Source organism: Streptomyces gelaticus (assembly GCF_014649535.1).
Classification (GTDB): Bacteria; Actinomycetota; Actinomycetes; order Streptomycetales; family Streptomycetaceae; genus Streptomyces; species Streptomyces gelaticus.
Map to the genome: position 1 here is coordinate 176,893 of NZ_BMTF01000014.1, position 15,640 is coordinate 192,532.

15 protein-coding genes are annotated in these 15,640 nt (G+C 70.0%); 4 read left to right on the forward strand and 11 right to left on the reverse strand.

Annotated features, from left to right (window positions below):
- Nucleotides 1-101: 101 nt before the first annotated feature.
- Both IE107_RS21035 and IE107_RS21040 read left to right on the forward strand, forming a co-directional pair.
- A complete protein-coding gene (locus tag IE107_RS21035; RefSeq protein WP_189545371.1) occupies nt 102-1,169 on the forward strand; it encodes a right-handed parallel beta-helix repeat-containing protein in 1,068 nt (355 codons plus the stop codon).
- 35 nt (nt 1,170-1,204) lie between these two features.
- Nucleotides 1,205-2,281, forward strand: coding sequence for a methyltransferase (locus tag IE107_RS21040; RefSeq protein WP_189545372.1), 1,077 nt, complete (start codon nt 1,205-1,207; stop codon nt 2,279-2,281).
- Between the two features lie 75 nt (nt 2,282-2,356).
- Here the strand turns inward: IE107_RS21040 and IE107_RS21045 are convergent, their stop codons facing one another.
- From IE107_RS21045 to IE107_RS21075, 7 genes are all read right to left on the reverse strand, one after another.
- Nucleotides 2,357-2,689, reverse strand: coding sequence for a TcmI family type II polyketide cyclase (locus tag IE107_RS21045; RefSeq protein ID WP_189545373.1), 333 nt, complete (start codon nt 2,687-2,689; stop codon nt 2,357-2,359).
- A 76-nt stretch (nt 2,690-2,765) separates the two neighbouring features.
- On the reverse strand, nt 2,766-3,245 hold the full coding sequence (locus IE107_RS21050) for an SRPBCC family protein (RefSeq protein WP_189545374.1): 480 nt from the start codon (nt 3,243-3,245) through the stop codon (nt 2,766-2,768).
- A 1-nt stretch (nt 3,246) separates the two neighbouring features.
- On the reverse strand, nt 3,247-3,504 hold the full coding sequence (locus IE107_RS21055; RefSeq protein ID WP_189545375.1) for an acyl carrier protein: 258 nt from the start codon (nt 3,502-3,504) through the stop codon (nt 3,247-3,249).
- 15 nt (nt 3,505-3,519) lie between these two features.
- A complete protein-coding gene (locus tag IE107_RS21060) occupies nt 3,520-4,770 on the reverse strand; it encodes a ketosynthase chain-length factor (RefSeq protein WP_189545376.1) in 1,251 nt (416 codons plus the stop codon).
- Nucleotides 4,767-6,035, reverse strand: coding sequence for a beta-ketoacyl-[acyl-carrier-protein] synthase family protein (locus tag IE107_RS21065; RefSeq protein ID WP_189545377.1), 1,269 nt, complete (start codon nt 6,033-6,035; stop codon nt 4,767-4,769). The genes IE107_RS21060 and IE107_RS21065 overlap by 4 nt, the downstream gene beginning before the upstream one ends.
- Nucleotides 6,032-6,466: a cupin domain-containing protein gene (locus tag IE107_RS21070; RefSeq protein ID WP_189545378.1), complete on the reverse strand. Its 435-nt coding sequence runs from the start codon at nt 6,464-6,466 to the stop codon at nt 6,032-6,034. Before IE107_RS21070 ends, IE107_RS21065 begins: the two co-directional genes overlap by 4 nt.
- Nucleotides 6,467-6,542: 76 nt before the next feature.
- Nucleotides 6,543-7,664 carry a SchA/CurD-like domain-containing protein gene (locus tag IE107_RS21075; RefSeq protein ID WP_189545379.1) on the reverse strand — a complete coding sequence of 374 codons (1,122 nt, stop codon included), beginning with the start codon at nt 7,662-7,664 and terminating at the stop codon, nt 6,543-6,545.
- Between the two features lie 268 nt (nt 7,665-7,932).
- Here IE107_RS21075 and IE107_RS21080 point away from each other — a divergent pair, with 268 nt between their 5' ends.
- A complete protein-coding gene (locus tag IE107_RS21080) occupies nt 7,933-9,561 on the forward strand; it encodes an FAD-dependent oxidoreductase (protein ID WP_189545380.1) in 1,629 nt (542 codons plus the stop codon).
- A 7-nt stretch (nt 9,562-9,568) separates the two neighbouring features.
- On the opposite strand, the gene IE107_RS21085 is transcribed toward IE107_RS21080, so the two are convergent.
- Nucleotides 9,569-11,092 carry an alpha/beta fold hydrolase gene (locus tag IE107_RS21085; RefSeq protein WP_189545381.1) on the reverse strand — a complete coding sequence of 508 codons (1,524 nt, stop codon included), beginning with the start codon at nt 11,090-11,092 and terminating at the stop codon, nt 9,569-9,571.
- Nucleotides 11,093-11,264: 172 nt separating this feature from the next.
- On the opposite strand from IE107_RS21085, the gene paaK reads away from it, so the two are divergent.
- Entirely contained in the window at nt 11,265-12,554 is a 1,290-nt protein-coding gene (gene paaK, locus IE107_RS21090) for a phenylacetate--CoA ligase PaaK (RefSeq protein ID WP_189545382.1), read from the forward strand.
- Between the two features lie 64 nt (nt 12,555-12,618).
- On the opposite strand, the gene IE107_RS21095 is transcribed toward paaK, so the two are convergent.
- The 3 genes from IE107_RS21095 to IE107_RS21105 form a co-directional block, all read right to left on the reverse strand.
- A complete protein-coding gene (locus tag IE107_RS21095; protein WP_189545383.1) occupies nt 12,619-13,008 on the reverse strand; it encodes a VOC family protein in 390 nt (129 codons plus the stop codon).
- Nucleotides 13,005-13,298: an ArsR/SmtB family transcription factor gene (locus tag IE107_RS21100; protein WP_189545384.1), complete on the reverse strand. Its 294-nt coding sequence runs from the start codon at nt 13,296-13,298 to the stop codon at nt 13,005-13,007. Before IE107_RS21100 ends, IE107_RS21095 begins: the two co-directional genes overlap by 4 nt.
- Nucleotides 13,299-13,403: 105 nt before the next feature.
- A complete protein-coding gene (locus IE107_RS21105) occupies nt 13,404-14,903 on the reverse strand; it encodes an acyl-CoA synthetase (protein WP_189545385.1) in 1,500 nt (499 codons plus the stop codon).
- Nucleotides 14,904-15,640 lie beyond the last annotated feature (737 nt).

The following is a 15,640-nucleotide window of genomic DNA, read 5'->3' on the forward strand; positions in this document are numbered from 1 at the left end:
GCCACCGGGCGACGGAGCCCGCGTAAGCCATTCGGGCACGCAGCGAACCCGTCCGCTCACCCTGTGTGGCAACAGGGGGAGATCGCCCATAGCTTCGGCTCATGAGGAAACGAACCATCAAGATCCTGGTCCCCGTCGCGGTCCTCTCGGCCGCGGGAATCGGGCTGGTCATTCACTCCGCCTCCGCCGAGAGCGCGCAGGTGGTCCACCCGGGCGAATCGATTCAGAAGGCGGTGGACGCCGCCCAGCCGGGTGACACCGTCGTGGTGCAGCCCGGCACGTACCGCGAGAGCGTGCTGGTCGGCAAGGCCGATGTGACCCTGCGCGGCTCCGGCAGCCGGACCGTGCTGCGGCCGGCCGATTCCGGTGCGGGAGCCTCCGGCGCCTGCGCGAAGGCCGGCAACGGAATCTGCGTCCAGGGCCCGGCGGGCCGGACCGTGGACGGCGTCCGCATCGAGTCGCTGACCGTCACCGGATTCAAGAAGAACGGCGTCTGGGCCTCCGGGACCGACCGGCTGACCGTCCGGCGGGTGACCGCCGAACACAACGGCATCTGGGGCATCGCCCAGGAGCGTTCCACCCGCGGTGCGTTCATGGACAACACCGCCCGTGCCAACGGCGACGCGGGCATCTTCGTCGCGAACACCGTGGACAAGGAGGGCGGCGCCACCGACACCCTGGGCACCGAGGTCCGGGGCAACACACTCACCGACAACCGGATCGGATTCACCGCCAGGCGGGTGCGCAACCTGTCGGTCCACGACAACAGCGTCACCGGAAACTGCACCGGTGTGTTCGTCGTGGGCGACGAGGGAAAGCCGCAGGCCGGAGCCATGACGGTCGAGTCCAACAGGATCACCGGCAACAACAAGTTCTGCTCCGCGACCGAACGGCTGTCGGCCCTCCAGGGCTCCGGCATCGTGCTCACCGGCGCCGCGGACACCAAGGTGCGCTCGAACACGATCCGCGACAACTCCGGCGCCACTCCGATGTCCGGCGGTGTCGTCCTGTTCAAGAGCTTCGTGGGCACCAAGAACACCGGCAACACCATCAGCGGCAACGTCGTGCTCGGCAACAAGCCGGCCGACCTCGCCAATGGGGACACCGGTAAGGGCAACACCTTCACCGACAACGTCTGCGCCAAGTCCGCACCGGCCGGGATGTGCTGACCGGTGCACCCCCGCACGAGGAGAAGCGAAACAGCATGACCACTGTGAGCCCCACACCCACCCCCACCCCTGTACACACCGCCCTCCCGCCTCCCGTCGCTCCCCCGCAGCCGGCCATGCAGCTGCGTGAGCTCGTCTTCGGCGCGGCCAGGGCCGCCGCCGTGCGCGCCGCCGCCCGCCTGGGCGTCGCCGACGCGCTGGGCGAGACGCCCGCGACGGTGCAGGAACTCGCGGCACTGGTGAAGGCCGAGCCGGCGCCGCTGCGGCGGCTGCTGCGCGCCCTGTCCTGCTACGGGATCTTCACCGAGACCCCGGATGGGCAGTTCGCCCACACGGAGATGTCGCGCCTGCTGCGCGAGGACGACCCCAACAGCCTGCGCTCCATCTCGCTGTGGTGCACCGAGCCCTGGACCTGGGACGTCTGGCCGCGCCTCGACGACGCGGTGCGCACCGGCGAGAGCGTCTTCGCGGACGTGCACGGCAAGGGGTTCTTCGACTACCTGCACCAGGACGCCCACGAGTCCGCGCAGATCTTCAACCGCGCGATGACCACCTCCAGCGTGCAGTCCGCGCTGGACGTCGCCGAACTCCTCGACCTCTCCGGGGTGTCCTCGGTCGCCGACATCGGCGGCGGCCAGGGGCACGTCCTGGCGAGCCTGCTGGAGAAGGACCCGGCGCTCCACGGCACTCTGATGGACCTGCCGGGCGTGGTGGCGCGGGCGGACGCCCGGCTGCGGGACGAGGGCGCGCTCGTCGGCCGGACCCGGATCGTCGCCGGTGACTGCCGCGAGGCCATCCCCGTCCGGGCCGACCTCTACATCATCAAGAACATCCTGGAGTGGGACGACGACAGCACCCGCCGGACGCTGCGCAACGTCGTCGCGGCGGCCCGTCCGGGGGCCAGGGTCGTCGTCATCGAGAACCTCGTCGACGACACCCCCTCGATGCGGTTCACCACCGCGATGGACCTGCTGCTGCTCCTCAACGTCGGCGGCGCGAAGCACACCAGGGAGAGCCTGGTCACCCGGATCTCGGACGCCGGGCTGCTGATCGGTGACGTCGTCCCGGTCAACGCCTACCTCCACGCCTTCGATTGCGTCGTCCCCGGCTGACCACCACTCCCCCGGCACGACGTCACATCGCCCCGGGCCCGGCCGAAAGGCCGGACCCGGGGCGATCGCCGGTCCTCAGGCGGGGTTGCCGCGCTCCCACCGGTAGAACTCGTGGGCCATGGCGTCCTTGGGACCTCGCCAGGTCTTCGGGTCGTACGCGCTCACATAGGCGGTGAGCTTCTTGCTGATGTCCTTGAACTCCGGGTGCTCGGTCACCTTCGCGATCTCGGGGCCGGGCGGGTTCTCCGACTCGATCAGGTGCAGGTACACGTCGCCGAACTGGAAGAGCTTGCGCCTGGTGACGCCGACGAGGTGCGGCAGTTCGCCGCTGTCGGACGCCGCGAACAGATCCGCGATGTCCGGGGCAGATCCCGGGACCATCCGGGCGACGATCAGAGCGTGATGCATCGGGAGATGCCTTTCTGGTTCCCGGTCCGGCACCCGGCCCGGAGGCCGGGTGCCGGACCGTCGGCGGATGGCGGGGTCAGCTGGCCCCGACCGAGGCGGTGCGGCGCTCCCGGGCACGCTGCTCGATCTTGTCCCGGATCAGCTCCATCTGGACCTTGGAGTTGCGGTTGATGTTGTCGGTCATCCAGGCGTCGTCGACGGGTGCGTCGGGTCGCATCGCGAAGTCCTGGGTCCAGTGCATCTTGGTTCCGCCGGGGACCTCCGAGTACTCCCAGCGGATGTTCATGTGCTGGAAGGGGCCGGGCTCGACACGGCGGGCGAGGACGGTGCGCTCGGCGCGATTCACGGTCCGCTCGGACACCCAGCTCCACACCTTGTCGTTCTCGTCGGGGTGCATCGTCAGACGGAAGGTGGTGCTGTCGCCGTCCCTCTCGATGATCTCGACCGCGGCGTACTCGCTGAACAGCCGGGGCCAGCTCTCCAGGTCGTTCGTCACGTCCCAGACCAGGTCCAGGGGGGCGGCGATGGTGATCTCGTTCTCGGTGTGTCCGGGCACGTCAGGCTCCTGTCATGAGGCTGTTGTTGACGAGGTCGAGGAATTCCTGGGGGGTCCTGCAACGGTCGGCGTCGGCCGGCAACGCCCGGCCGTGCCGGTTCTCCAGCACGCCCACGATGCCGAGGAGGCCCAGCGAGTCGAGGCCGTACTCGTCGAAGGCCGATCCGGGGCGCTGCTCCATGTCGCGCGGGTCGACGGTGACTCCGGCGCCCTTCTTCATCAGGACGGCGAGTTCCGTATAGGTCAGTCGGTCGGTCATGAGGACTTCTCCTTCTCACGATTGGGGGTCGGTGGAGCACCGCAGCACCATCGCCGCGTTCGAGCCCATGAGCCCGCGGCTGAGCACCAACGCCGTGCGCAGCTCGGCGGGGCGGGCGCAGCCGGTGACCACGTCGAGGTCGTGGCACACCTCGAAGACGTTCGGGGTGGGCGGTATGAGCGCGTTCTCCATGGAGAGCACCGCGGCGGCCACGTCCAGCGCCGGTGCACCGCAGTAGGCGCGTCCGATACCGGTCTTGGGCGCCGTCACCGGGACCCGCTTGCCGTGCGCGCCGAGGGCATCGGCGATCGCCAGCGCCTCCGCACGGTCGGCCGCGGGTACGCCGAGGGCGTCCGCGAACACGACATCGATCTCGTCCGGTGCGCAGTCGGCCTCCCGCAGCGCGCCGATGATCGCCTGGGCGAGCCCCTCCCGGGACTCCTCCCACCTGGCCGCACCGGTGAACGTGGCGGCGTGACCGGCGAGTTCGGCCCGGACCTTGGCGCCGCGCCGGCGCGCCGACTGCTCCTCCTCGACCACCAGCATGGCGCCGCCCTCGGCCGGCACGAAGCCGCAGGCGCCCGAGGTGAACGGCCGGTAGGCACAGGTGGGGTCCTCGACGGTGCTCAGGTCCTCGTACCCGAGCTGGCAGACGACCGAGTAGGGGGCCAGCGGGGCCTCGGCCGCGCCGACCACCACCGCTTCGGTGCCGCCGCGGATGGAGCGGGCGGCGTGCGCCAGTGCGTCCAGGCCACCGGCCTCGTCGCTGGCCACGACCGCGCACGGACCCTTGAAGCCGCCGCGGATCGAGATCTGGCCGGTGCTGGCCGCGTAGAACCAGGCGATGGACTGATACGGACCCACGTAGGTGGGCCCCTGTCCCCAGAGCCGCTGGAGTTCGCGCTGGCCGAACTCGCCGCCGCCGGAACCGGCGGCGGTCACCACACCGACGTCGAAGGGTGAGCTCTCGTAGTCGGCGCGGCCGAGCCGGGCGTCGTCCAGCGCGATGTCCGCGGCGGCCATCGCGAAGTGCGTGAACTTGTCGGTCTGGACGAGGAATCGCTCCTCGATCAGCTCGTCCGCCTCGAATCCCCGCACCTCGCCCGCGACCCGCAGGGGCAGGTGCTCGCAGCCCTCGCGGGTGACCCGGTCCAGGACACTCATTCCTTCGTGCGTCCGCTTCCAGAAGGCCTCGGTGTTGTTTCCGTTGGGGGCGACCACACCGATGCCGGTGACGACGGTGCGCCGGGCTTTGCGGGTTCTCATGGTGTCCTCCCACCTGCACGGGTCAGGGCCACCGCGGACTGGAAGCCGCCGAAGCCGCTGCCCACCGAGAGGACGCTGCGCAGCTTCAGGGGGCGTGCGGTGCGCGGCACGTAGTCGAGGTCGCATTCGGGGTCGGGGCTCTCGTAGTTCGCCGTCGGCGGCACCGTCTGGTGCTCCAGTGCCAGTACGCAGGCCGCGATTTCTATCGCTCCGATGGCCCCCAGCGAGTGGCCGACCATGGACTTGATCGAACTCATCGGGATGTCGAAGGCGTGTGCGCCCAGTGCCCGCTTCACGGCGGCCGTCTCGTGCCGGTCGTTCTGCTTGGTTCCGGAGCCGTGCGCGTTGACGTAGTCGATCTGCGAGCCGTCCATGCGGGCGTGGCCCAGCGCCCGGTTGATCGCCTCGGCCATCTCCAGGCCCTCCGGGGTCAGCCCGGTCATGTGGTAGGCGTTGCCGAAGGTGGCGTAGCCCGCGATCTCGCAGTAGACGGTGGCACCGCGGGCACGGGCGTGCTCCAGCTCCTCCAGGACGAGGACCGCTCCGCCCTCGCCCATGACGAAGCCGTCGCGACGTGCGTCGAACGGCCGGGAGGCGTGCTCGGCGTCGTCGTTGTTCGGCGACGTGGCCTTGATCGCGTCGAAGCAGGCCACGGTGATCGGGGTGATCGGGGAGTCGGACGCTCCGGCGACACACACGTCGATGCGGCCCTCCTCGATGGACTGGAAGGCGTACCCGATCGCGTCGAGGCCGGAGGTGCAACCCGTCGAGACGGTCTGCACCGGGCCGTGCGCGCCGACCTGCTCGGCCACGGCCGAGGCGAGGGAGCTGGGTGAGAAGGCCCGCTCCAGGTGGGGGCCGGCCGAGCGGTGGTCGACGTCCCAGCGGGCACCGCTCTCGCTGACGGCGACGTAGTCGTGCTCCAGCCGGGTGGTACCGCCGACCGCGGTGCCCAGCGACACCCCGATCCGCCAGGGGTCCACCTTCTCCGGGTCGAGGCCGGCGTCGCCGAGGGCCTCCCTGGCGGCCACCATGGCGAACTGGATGTAGCGGTCCGAGCGGTCGACGGTGTCGGCGTCCAGGCCGTGCGCCGCCGGGTCGAAGTCGCACTCGGCGGCGATCCGGGAGCGGAACCCGGCCGGGTCGAAGAGCGTGATGCCCCTGGTCGCGGTCCGTCCGTTCGCGAGGAGGTCCCAGAAGGCCGGTGCGCCGATGCCGCCGGGGGCGACGACGCCGACGCCGGTGACCGCCACGCGGCGGGTCATGAGGCGGCCTCCGTTCGTTCCGGAGGCGTGACGCGGTCGGCGGATTCGGTGTGCTCGGTGTCGACGTGGCCGAGTTCCGGACGCGGGGCGAGCGGACCGAGGTGGAAGACCATGCGTGCCTCGACGTCGCCCACGTTGCGGAAGCGGTGGCGTACATGGGGAGGGATCAGCAGGCCCTGGTCGGGCCGCATCCGGTGCGGTTCACCGTCCAGGTCCACTTCCAGCAGGCCGTTCACGACGTACACGAACTCCTCGGAGTACGGGTGGTAGTGCTCGCCGATGCGGTCGCCGGGCTGAACGATCGCCAGTCCCATGAAGCCGCTGGTGGCTCCCACCGCAGTCGGTGTGAGCATGGCGCGGAGATCTCCGCCACGCCTGCGGTTGGGCTGCGTCTCGCTGAGGTCCACGATGCGTGGCCGGTGCATGGTCATGACTGTTTTCCTCCTGGCGCATTGCGCGTTGTGGTGACGGGTTGAGCGAGAACCCCCCAGGGTGCGGATGCGCGGTTCAGGACTCCATGGCCCGCCGATCCGTGATCAGGGTCATCTCGGACTGCTCGAGGAAGCGCGAGACGCCCTGCTCGTCGGCGGGTACGGCGTTGCTGCCGCCGTCGAGGAGACGCCCGAGCCTGGCCACCTTGCCGGGGCCGTCGATGCCCACCGCCTGGGCGGGCTGCGCGTCGATCGGTTCGGCCGCTTCGAGGAGGCGGACGACGACGTCGTCGCGCTGGAAGATGGTGCTGCTGTCGATGATGCTCGCCGGGTCGTCGGCCGCCTCCTCGTCGTGCTCGGCGAGGAGCCGGGCGAGGGCCATCCCGCATCCCTCCTTGGCCTGGTAGAAGAGGGCGTGCCGGCGGATGTCCTCCGCCTTGTGCCGTCCGGCGGTCACGTGGTGGACGGTCGGGAGCGCCGCCCGGGTGAAGAACATCCGGGCGGAGTCCGGGTCGCTGAGGTCCCGGTCCTGCTCCAGATACGGGTTGATGGCCTCTTCGACGGCTCTGACCTCGGGCTGCCGGGCGACGTGGCGCAGCGCGGCGAGCAGGTCACCCTCGACCTCGACGGCCCGCACGACGCGGTTTCCGTGCATGAAGAGCGAGGTGCGGCGCAGCCGGGTGTCCTCGTCGACCCGTGCGTTCGGGGAGTCGTAGTCGGCCAGGATCTTCGCGACGATGTCCTCGGTGCCCGGCTTGACGGTGAAGGTGAGCGCGTGGCGCACCACCCCGTCGCCCAGACGCGGGGACGCCTGGAGCCGGCCCTTGGCCGTCTCGGGCGCCATCTCGAAGGCCTTCCCGGTCTCCCGCAGGACGCTGAAGCGCAGCGAGCGGGTGTCGCGCACGCAGTTGTGCAGCGGCTGGACCGTCGCGACGTGCTCCTCGCTGTTCACCCAGGCGAGGAAGGGAGGTGCGCTGTCCCACTCGCTGGTGATCAGCCATTGGGAGGGGTTCTCGATGGACTGGCACAGCTGGTCGCTGATGTGTCCGGGAACGGACGCCACCTGGTTGCGCAGGTGTTCGTACGCCTCCAGGAACTCCTTCTGGGCCCCGTCGTAGAGGTCCAGCAGCAGCACGACGCGCAGCCGGGAACCGTCGAAGGCGGACTGGGAGATCCGTTCCGAGAGGGTGGTGGTCATCTTTCGATCTCCTTCGAGACGGTTTCGTGGGTCGAGCCGGGTGGCATGCCGTCAACCGTCGGTTGGCGAGTGGATTCGGAGCGGGGACTCTCCCGGCGGATGCGAATGGTCCGCCCCCAAGGCCGCGGGTGTCGTCTCCGTGACCGATCGTGAAACGCTGGTCCGGGTGGCGCGAGATTTATGAACCGTTCAGGTGAGCAGCCGTCCGAACCGCTCTCACCAGGGCATTGAACAATGCAACCGAACGGCGTCCGAGCTGGAGCAACTGATGAACGAGAACGTCGACATTCGCGTACCGGTCCTCATCGTGGGCGGCTCCCTGGTGGGTCTGTCCGCCTCGGTCTTCCTCGGCCGGCTCGGGATCGAGCACCTGCTGGTCGAGAGGCACCGGGCCACCTCGACACACCCCCGCGGCCGCGGCAACAACGTCCGCACGATGGAGGTCTTCCGTACCGCGGGTGCCGAGGCGGACATCCGGCGGGCGGCCTCGGTCCTCGCCGACAACCACGGGATCCTGCAAGCCGGTTCGCTCACCGGGGACGATCAGGAGTGGCTGTTCAAGGAGATCGACCCGGGTGGTGGGATCGCCCGGTTCAGTCCGACCGGCTGGTGCCTGTGCAGCCAGAACGACCTGGAGCCGGTGCTGCTGAAGCAGGCCCGGGAGCAGGGCGGTGACCTGCGCTTCTCCACCGAGATGCAGAGCTTCGACCAGGACCCGTCAGGGGTGGACGCGGTACTGAAGAACCGGGAGACCGGCGAGCACATCAGTGTGCGCGCGGACTACCTCGTCGCGGCCGACGGGCCGCGCAGCCCCATTCGCGAACAGCTGCGCATCGGCCGGACGGGGCCCGGCGACCTCTTCCACAACGTCAGCATCACCTTCCGCTCCCGGAAGCTCGCCGATGTGCTGGGCGAGCGCCGCTTCATCGTCTGCTATCTCACCAACCCCGCTGCGGACGGCGCCCTGTTGCCGGTCGACAACACGAAGGACTGGGTGTTCCATGCGCCGTGGAAGCCCCAACTCGGCGAAACTCTGGAGGACTTCACCGACGAGCGGTGTGCAGAGCACATCCGTACCGCGGTCGGCGCTCCGGACATCGATGTCGAGATCACCGGCAAGGCGCCGTGGCACGCCGCGGAGCGGGTCGCCGAACGGTACTCCTCCGGCCGGGTCTTCCTCGCCGGCGACTCGGCCCACGAGATGTCCCCCACCGGGGCGTTCGGCTCCAACACCGGTATTCAGGACGCGCACAACCTGGCCTGGAAGCTCGCCGCCGTGCTGAAGGGCGAGGCGGGTCCGGGGCTGCTGGACACGTACGAGGCGGAACGGCTGCCGGTGGCGCGGGCGACGAGCGCACGGGCTTCGGCGCGCTCCAGCGAGCACAGCCACCCGGGGTATTCGGCGGCGCCCGGCGTGGGCGGCGGAAAGCAGGGCGGCATGCTCGGCGTGGCTCTGGGTTACCGCTATGTCCGCGGCGCGGTGCTGGGCACCGACCCCGAGCAGCCGGTGGTGCCGCAGGGGATGCAGCTGAGTGGAGAACCGGGAAGTCGTGCACCGCATCTGTGGGTTCATCAGGGAGGCGAGCGCAAGTCCACACTGGATCTGTACGAGCAGACGATGGTGCTGCTCACGGACGGTGCGGACGTGGCGTGGCGCCGGGCGGCGGCGCGGGTGGCCGACCGGCTCCAGGTCCGGCTGCACGCGTACGGCATCGGTCCGGGCGCCGAGCTGGAGCCGGAGAACGGCGCGGACTGGGCCGCTCTCCACGGGACGACGGCCGAGGGTGCCGTCCTGGTGCGTCCCGACGGTTTCGTGGCCTGGCGGTCGACGGGCCCCGCAGCGGATGCGGAGAGCACCCTCGACGAGGTCCTGACCACCCTGCTGCAGCGTTCCTGACGCCCACTCAGGAAAGACCGAACTTTCTTATTTCCGCGAGGAATTCACCCGGTTTCTCGGTGTGAACGAGGTGTCCGGCATCGATCGTGACGAACTGGCCGCCGGGTATCCGCTCCGCCAGCCGGACCAGTCCTTCCTGGGCGATCTGGCTGGTGGGGCCGCCGCCTATGACGAGGGTGGGGGCGGTGATCTCGCCGAGGCGTTCCCCCCAGGCGGGGTCCGGTCGGTTCAGCTGGGCATCGGTCGACGGCACCACCGGCCAGTCGAAGTCCAGGTCCTTGTCGGGCCGCCCGGCGGGGGCGCGCGGCGGATCGAGCGGGAACGGCGGCGGTACCTCCTCCAGGACGAGCCGGCCGATCAGCCCGGGTTCCCGCTCGGCGAGCAGATAGGCGGCAGCGGCGCCCATGGAGTGCCCGATCACGGTGGCGCCCGCCAGGTTGCGGGCCTCCAGGAAGGCGTGCAAGTCGTCCCGGAACAGCTCGAAGGAGTAGCGGCCGGGCCAGTCGCTGAGCCCGTGACCGCGGAAGTCGAAGGCGTACACCCGGTGTTCGGCCGCGAGGTGTTCGGCGATCACGGTCCAGGTCCGACTGTCGCCCGAGCGGCCGTGGGCGAGCACGACGGGCGGCGCCGACGGATCCCCCCACACCCGGTGGGCCAGCCGGGTGCCACCGGCCTGCACACTGAGCACGTCCGGGTCGAGGAAGGCCTCCACGGTACGGACGAAGGCGCCCGGGTCGTCCAGCCAGGGGAAGTGTGCGGCGCCGCGCTGCACGACGAACTCGGCGTTCGGGAAGAGCGCGACCAGTTCGGCGGCGCGGTCCGGGGTGGGCCCTCCGTCGTACTCCCCCGCGAGGACGAGCACCGGTGCGGTGACCGTCGCCAGCGCGGCAACGGTGGCGGCCGGATCGAAGGCCCCGTCCCCGTAATAGAAGGCGGCGGCACCGGAGTTGGTCTGTCCGGGCCCGGCGGCGGCATGTGCACGGGCGGCCTCGTCCCAGCGCCCGTAGACGAGTGGCGCGACAGCGGCCCGGACGTCGTCCGCGGCACCCCCCGCCAGGAAGTCGTCCAGGGCGGCCCGTGCGGCCGGGAACCACGGTTCGTCGCGCCGGAGTTCGCTCGCCTCGTACCAGTCCTGTTCGGTGACCTCGATACCGACCGCCGAGGTGCCGGGAGTGACGAGGGTGAGCGTACGCAGCCGCTCCGGGTACCGCGCGGCGTAGAGCGCGGCCAGGTTCCCGGCGGCGGAGTGGGCGAGCAGGTCGATGCGGTCCTCGCCGAGGTGTTCGCGCAGCGCCTCGATGTCGTCCACCAGCCGGTCGCAGCGGTAGGCCGACGGGTCGTCCGGCACCGCGGAGTCACCGGCGCCGCGCGGATCCGGCACCACGAGCCGGCGGTGGGTACTGAGCCCGCCGAGGTCTCCCAGGTATGCACCGGCCCGGATCGGGCCGCCGGGCAGGCAGATCAGCGAAGCCCCCTCCCCCAGAACGCGGTAGGCGAGTTCGGTCCCGTCGTGTGCGTGGAAGATCGGCATGGACGCCATCCAAACAGGGCCGTACGTGCGGCGCACCCATGTTCGGTATGAGCGAATCCGCAGCCCGGACGAGCTGCGTCACCCCTCTTGCCAAGGAGCGGAACATCCTGAATTACTACTCTCGAAAGATCGACCGAATGATCGGTCGTCTGCTCGGAAGAGGGAGATCCGGATGACGTCCCTGCTGGACGAGGCGGAGCGACTGGGCCGGGACGAGCTGGAAGCACTCCAGCTGGAGCGGTTGCGGGCCACGCTGCGCCACGCGTACGAGAACGTCGGCCACTACCGGGCCGCGTTCGACAAGGCCGGGCTGCGTCCGGACGACTGCCGTACGCTCGCCGATCTCGCCCGTTTCCCCTTCACGACCAAGGCCGACCTGCGGGACAACTACCCCTTCGGCATGTTCGCCGTCCCCGAGGAGCGCGTGCGCCGGATCCACGCGTCCAGCGGGACGACAGGCCGCCCGACCGTCGTCGGCTACACCCAGCGGGACCTGGACACCTGGGCCGACGTGGTCGCCCGCTCCATCCGGGCCGCCGGTGGACGTCCCGGGCAGAAGATCCATGTGGCGTACGGTTACGGACTGTTCACCGGCGGACTCGGCGCGCACTACGGGGCGGAGCGGCTCGGCTGCACGGTCGTCCCCGCCTCCGGAGGCATGACCGCCCGCCAGGTCCAGCTGATCCAGGACTTCCGTCCCGAGATCATCATGGTGACCCCGTCGTACATGCTGACACTGCTCGACGAGTTCGAACGGCAGGGCGTCGATCCGCGTACGACCTCACTGAAGGTCGGGATCTTCGGTGCCGAGCCGTGGACGCAGGAGATGCGGCGCGAGATCGAGGAGCGGTTCGCGATCGACGCGGTCGACATCTACGGCCTCTCGGAGGTGATGGGGCCCGGTGTGGCGCAGGAGTGCGTCGAGACCAAGGACGGCCTGCACGTCTGGGAGGACCACTTCTATCCCGAGGTGGTCGACCCGTTCACCGGCGAGGTGCTGCCGGAGGGCGCGGAGGGCGAGCTGGTCTTCACCTCGCTCACCAAGGAGGCCATGCCGGTGATCCGCTACCGGACCCGGGACCTGACCCGGCTGCTGCCGGGCACCGCCCGGGTGTTCCGGCGGATGGAGAAGGTGACCGGGCGCAGCGACGATCTGGTGATCCTGCGCGGCGTGAATCTCTTCCCGACCCAGATCGAGGAGATCGTGCTGCGCACACCGGGCGTGGCACCCCACTTCCAGCTGCGGCTGACCCGCGAGGGCCGTCTCGACGCGCTGACCGTGCGGGCGGAGGCGCGGGCGGGGGCCGGCCCGGAGCAGCGGGCGGCGGCCGCGGCGTCGATCACGGCGGCCGTCAAGGACGGGATCGGGGTGTCGGTCGCGGTCGAGATCGTCGATCCGGAGACGCTGGAGCGGTCGGTCGGGAAGTTCAAGCGGATCGTGGACGAGCGCGGCGGGCGTTAGACCTCGCCGGACCACCGTCGGCCGAGCGCCCGGACGACCGGGCCCGGCCGGCGGCCGCGCCGGCTCACTGCCGGCTGTGCACGATCTGGATCAGGTTGCCGCAGGTGTCGTCGAGGACCGCGGTGGTGACCGGTCCCATCTCCAGGGGCTCCTGGGTGAAGCGCACCCCGAGCCCGCGCAGCCGGTCGAACTCCGCGGGGACGTCGTCCACCGCGAAGGAGGTGGCCGGGATGCCGTCCTCGACCAGCGCCGTCTTGTACGGCTGCACCGCGGGATGGCCGGAGGGTTCGAGCAGCAGTTCCGTCCCCTCGGGGTCCTCCGGCGCGACCACGGTCAGCCATCGCGCCTCGCCCAGCGGGACGTCGTGCTTCTTCACGAAGCCCAGCACTTCGGTGTAGAAGCGCAGGGCCTTGTCCTGGTCGTCGACGAAAACACTGGACAGGTGGATCCTCATGGGGTCTTCTCCGGTGCATCGGGCCTGAGCCACCGGGTCACGATGCGCTCAAGGGGTTCGGTGTTCAGGTCGTGGAACTTGTAGCGGCCCTGGCGTCGCGAAAGGACCAGGCCCGCCGATTCCAGTACGGCCAGGTGCTGGCTGATCGCCTGGCGGGACAGCCCCAGGCCGTGCCCGGTCACCAGCCGGGTGCAGATCTCGAACAGCGTCTGACCGTCCCGTTCCACCAGCTCGTCCAGGATGCGCCGACGGGTGGGGTCGGCCAGCGCCTTGAAGACATCCTCCGCCATGACCCCACCATAGGCAAGTCGCGACTTGCCTATCAACCCGGCCGGAGCGGCGGCCGCTTCCCTCGCCCCGGCCGAAGCCCGATACGGGAGACCGGAGGCGGCCCGTCACGCGAACCGGTCGCGCAGCTCCCGCTTGAGGATCTTCCCGCTGGCGTTGCGCGGCAGTTCGTCCACGAGGAGCACCCTCTTCGGGGCCTTGAAGTGGGCGAGCCGCTCGCGGGCGTGATCGATCAGTTCGGCCGCCGTCGCGTCACCGCGCAGCACGACGACGGCGGTGACGGCCTCGATCCAGCGCTCGTCCGGCAGCCCGATCACCGCGGCCTCGGCGACGGCGGGATGTGTGTAGAGGGCATCCTCGACCTGCCGGGAGGCGACGAGGACACCCCCGGAGTTGATGACGTCCTTCACCCGGTCGACGACGGTGAAGAAGCCCTCGGCATCGCGCACCGCGAGGTCGCCGGAGTGGAACCAGCCGTCGCGGAAGGCCTCCGCGGTCTCCTCGGGTTTCTCCCAGTAGCCCTCGCACAACTGGGGCGACCTGTAGACCACTTCGCCGGCCGTGCCGTCGGGGACCTCCTTGCCGTCCTCGTCGACGACCTTGGCCTCGACGAAGAGGACAGGCCTGCCGCAGGAGTCCATCCGGCCCTCGTGCTCGTCCGGTCCGAGGACGGTGGCGAGCGGGCCGATCTCGCTCTGCCCGAAGCAGTTGTAGAAGGCGAGCGCGGGCAGCCGTTCGCGCAGCCGTTCCAGTACGGGCACGGGCATGATCGACGCGCCGTAGTACGCCTTGCGCAGGCCGCCGAGTTCGCGGGTGGCGAAGCCGGGGTGCTGGGAGATTCCGATCCACACGGTCGGCGGGGCGAAGACACTGTCGGCCTGCCCCGTCTCCACCAGGTCGAAGATCCGCTCGGCGTTCGGTGCGTCGAGAATGGTGTTCTGCGCCCCGACCGCGAGGTAGGGCAGCAGGAAGACATGCATCTGCGCGGAGTGGTAGAGCGGCAGCGAGTGGACGGGCCGGTCGGTGGCCCGCAGATCGAGCGCGGTGATCGCGCTGATGTACTCGTGCACGAGCGCCCCGTGGGTCATCATCGCACCCTTGGGCAGCGCGGTGGTGCCCGAGGTGTAGAGCAGCTGGACGAGGTCTTTGGCGGCCGGTCCGTGTTCCGGGGCGAAGGGGCGCGGGGTGTCGGTGGCCGCGAGGAGCGAGTCCGGTGCGTCGCGCAGCGGGCGTACGGGGTATGCGGCCGGAATCCGGTCGGCGATGGCGGGATCGGTGAGGACGAGCGCGCTGCCGGACTGTTCCAGGATGTACGTGAGGTCGTCGCCGGTGAGGTTCTGGTTGACCGGCACATGGACCAGTCCCGCGCGGGCACAGCCGAGGTAGCCGATGAGATACGCGTCGGAGTTGTGCGCGTAGCAAGCGACCCGGTCCCCGGGGCGCAGCCCGTGCTCACCGGTGAGGAAGGCGGCGGCGGTACTGACGGCCGCGTCGAGCTCCGCGTACGTCCATGACCGGTCCGCGTACCGCAGGGCGGTGTGGTCCGGGGCGCGCCGGGCGCTGCGTGCCAGGACTCCGTCGACTGTGCTGCTCCGTACACCTGTCATGGCGTGATCCTGTGCGGCCGAAAGCCGGGGGTCAAGGGTCCGGATGCCGGTGGGGAGGTCGACAGGGGTGCGCGGGTGCTGGCTGAGTTGCGCGTGGCGACCCGAATCCTCGGGTAACCGCCTTTCGCACCCGCACAGCTCCGGCACGGCCTGGGGTGAGGGTGACGGGTCGCCGGGAGGGCTGGCGTACACGACCGGTTCCCCCGCAGCTGTCAGCGATGCTCGCCCTCACCTGCGGCCGCTTCCTCCCTCCACTACTCCCGATGGAACGCCCTTAAACGGCACCGGATTCACCTCGATCAATTTCGAGGCAAACGGCGAAGTCGTTGAAATCAAGAACCAGGCCGGATGGCACATGGATTACACCGTGGAGTGGCACAACAGCAGTAATTGGAATATCGCGATGTGGCAGGCTCTCCAGCCTGCCGTCACCTGCCCTCGAAAAGGGCCCTCTGACCTCTGATCACGGTTCCTCCGGCTGCGGCCAGGGCTGCCATAGCCTCGCTCAGCATGTTCCCCCATGAGTGAATCGAACGGAGCCTGACTTGACGTGCTTCCTGGCCTAAAGTCCAGGGATTCCGGCCTGGGGCGTGTGACCCTTCCGGGGGCTTCCTGCTTCACCGCGCTGCGCGGGCACGGATGCCCGTCTTACCGGCGCTCCACAGGCGTTTGGCGTCTCCGCCCGTCCGGCGGCGACGATGCGGCGTCCTTCGAAGAGGACGTTGCGTGCTGCGCTG

What these genes read in the sequence shown, in the direction of transcription:
- IE107_RS21105 (WP_189545385.1), bottom strand. Translation starts at nt 14,903, where the DNA reads ATGACAGGTGTACGGAGCAGCACAGTCGACGGAGTCCTGGCACGCAGC.
- IE107_RS21035 (WP_189545371.1), top strand. Translation starts at nt 102, where the DNA reads ATGAGGAAACGAACCATCAAGATCCTGGTCCCCGTCGCGGTCCTCTCG.
- IE107_RS21075 (WP_189545379.1), bottom strand. Translation starts at nt 7,664, where the DNA reads ATGACCACCACCCTCTCGGAACGGATCTCCCAGTCCGCCTTCGACGGT.
- IE107_RS21085 (WP_189545381.1), bottom strand. Translation starts at nt 11,092, where the DNA reads ATGCCGATCTTCCACGCACACGACGGGACCGAACTCGCCTACCGCGTT.
- IE107_RS21055 (WP_189545375.1), bottom strand. Translation starts at nt 3,504, where the DNA reads ATGACCGACCGACTGACCTATACGGAACTCGCCGTCCTGATGAAGAAG.
- IE107_RS21040 (WP_189545372.1), top strand. Translation starts at nt 1,205, where the DNA reads ATGACCACTGTGAGCCCCACACCCACCCCCACCCCTGTACACACCGCC.
- IE107_RS21060 (WP_189545376.1), bottom strand. Translation starts at nt 4,770, where the DNA reads ATGAGAACCCGCAAAGCCCGGCGCACCGTCGTCACCGGCATCGGTGTG.
- IE107_RS21045 (WP_189545373.1), bottom strand. Translation starts at nt 2,689, where the DNA reads ATGCATCACGCTCTGATCGTCGCCCGGATGGTCCCGGGATCTGCCCCG.
- IE107_RS21080 (WP_189545380.1), top strand. Translation starts at nt 7,933, where the DNA reads ATGAACGAGAACGTCGACATTCGCGTACCGGTCCTCATCGTGGGCGGC.
- IE107_RS21100 (WP_189545384.1), bottom strand. Translation starts at nt 13,298, where the DNA reads ATGGCGGAGGATGTCTTCAAGGCGCTGGCCGACCCCACCCGTCGGCGC.
- IE107_RS21065 (WP_189545377.1), bottom strand. Translation starts at nt 6,035, where the DNA reads ATGACCCGCCGCGTGGCGGTCACCGGCGTCGGCGTCGTCGCCCCCGGC.
- IE107_RS21070 (WP_189545378.1), bottom strand. Translation starts at nt 6,466, where the DNA reads ATGACCATGCACCGGCCACGCATCGTGGACCTCAGCGAGACGCAGCCC.
- paaK (WP_189545382.1), top strand. Translation starts at nt 11,265, where the DNA reads ATGACGTCCCTGCTGGACGAGGCGGAGCGACTGGGCCGGGACGAGCTG.
- IE107_RS21095 (WP_189545383.1), bottom strand. Translation starts at nt 13,008, where the DNA reads ATGAGGATCCACCTGTCCAGTGTTTTCGTCGACGACCAGGACAAGGCC.